Raw genomic sequence first — 1608 nt, 5'->3', positions numbered from 1 at the left:
ATATAATGTTAAGCAAAAAGTCTGTTATATGAGAATGTAACATGCTTTTTATTTAAAGTTATATTTATTAGATATCATGAATTTTATATACATCACGCAAAAACCGTTAAATTATATTTAAAAAAATAAAATATAATTGACAGATAAGGCGAAAAAGATTATTATTTAGTTAATAGAATTTAAAAAGTTAAAAATAGTTTAATTGCTTTTTCAAATATTAATAATATTTTAAGGGGGAAAAATTATGTTAAAAACAACAAAAATAACTGACCCAGAATTATATGCAATAGTAGAAAAAGAACTAGAAAGACAAAAATACAATATAGAAATGATAGCATCAGAAAGTTCTGCGCCAACAGAAATACTAGAACTTATGGGAAGTGTATTTGTAAATAAAACAGAAGAAGGTCTTCCAGGTAAGAGATATCAAGCAGGATCAGAGCATGCAGATGAAGTAGAAAATTTATGTATAGAGAGAGCTAAAGAGGCCTTTGGATGTGAATATGTAAATGTTCAAGCTTATTCAGGAGCAACTGCAAACTATACAGTATTTAATGCTGTACTTGAGCCAGGAGATAAAATCCTTGCAATGAGGTTAGATCATGGCGGACATTTAACACACGGTTCACCAGCCAACTTTGTAAGTAAGATATTTAGCTATGAACACTATGGTGTAGACCCAGAAAGTGAAACAATAAACTATGATGAAGTAGAAGCAAAAGCATTAGCTTTTAAGCCTAAAATGATAATAGCAGGTGCTAGTGCTTATCCTAGACTTATAGATTATGAAAGAATGAGAGAAATAGCTGATAAAGTGGGTGCATACTTAATGGTAGATATGGCTCATATATCAGGACTTATTGGAGCAGGAGTGATACCTTCACCAATACCATATGCAGATTTTTGTACATCTTCTTGTTCAAAAACAATTTGTGGTCCTAGAGGTGGGTTTGTAATGTGTAAAGAAAAATATGCAAAAGCATTAAACAGAGCGACTTTCCCAGGAACACTAGGCTCTATACAAATAAATGGTATTGCAGCTAAAGCTAATATGTTTAAAAGAGTAAGAGAACCGGAATTTATTGCAACGATGGAAAGGGTTTTGGATAATGCTAAATACTTAGCAAAAGAATTAGAACAAAGAGGATTTAGAATAGTAAGTGGTGGTACTGATAATCATACGGTATTAGTTGATTTAAGAGATAAGAAAATAACTGGTAAACAGTTTGATCGAGCTCTTGAGTCTATAGGTATAACAGTAAATAAAAATACTATTCCAAATGATTCAGAAAGTCCATTTGTAACAAGTGGTGTACGTATAGGACTTACAGCAGTATCAGAACGTGGATTTGGACACGATGAAATAGCTGAGATAGCTGAAATTATGGAGAAAGTTGCAGATAACATAGAGAATGAAGAAGTTTTAAAAGAATGCAAAGTTCAAGCAAGAAACTTAGTTTCAAAATTCCCACTATATCCACAAGGGTATTTTGAAGATTAAAATAAGCCTCTCACAGTAATAAGGATATTTATATAAATATCCTTTTGCTTAAATTATAAATTGAATTGTTGTAATTATAATTTTATTCCTATTTTAGTGTTCTATAC

Annotated in this window: 1 protein-coding gene; it reads left to right on the top strand. The window is 30.8% G+C overall.

What is annotated here, in order from left to right; genetic code table 11:
* Positions 1 to 244: 244 nt before the first annotated feature.
* On the top strand, positions 245 to 1501 hold the full coding sequence (locus QX51_RS09720; RefSeq protein ID WP_039679720.1) for a serine hydroxymethyltransferase: 1257 nt from the start codon (positions 245 to 247) through the stop codon (positions 1499 to 1501).
* The last annotated feature ends 107 nt before the right edge of the window (positions 1502 to 1608 follow it).

Origin of the sequence: Terrisporobacter othiniensis (assembly GCF_000808015.1) — a bacterium.
Lineage (GTDB): Bacteria > Bacillota > Clostridia > Peptostreptococcales > Peptostreptococcaceae > Terrisporobacter > Terrisporobacter muris.
Note: the sequence above shows the minus strand (reverse complement) of the source record. Positions and strands in the feature narration are given on the sequence as shown.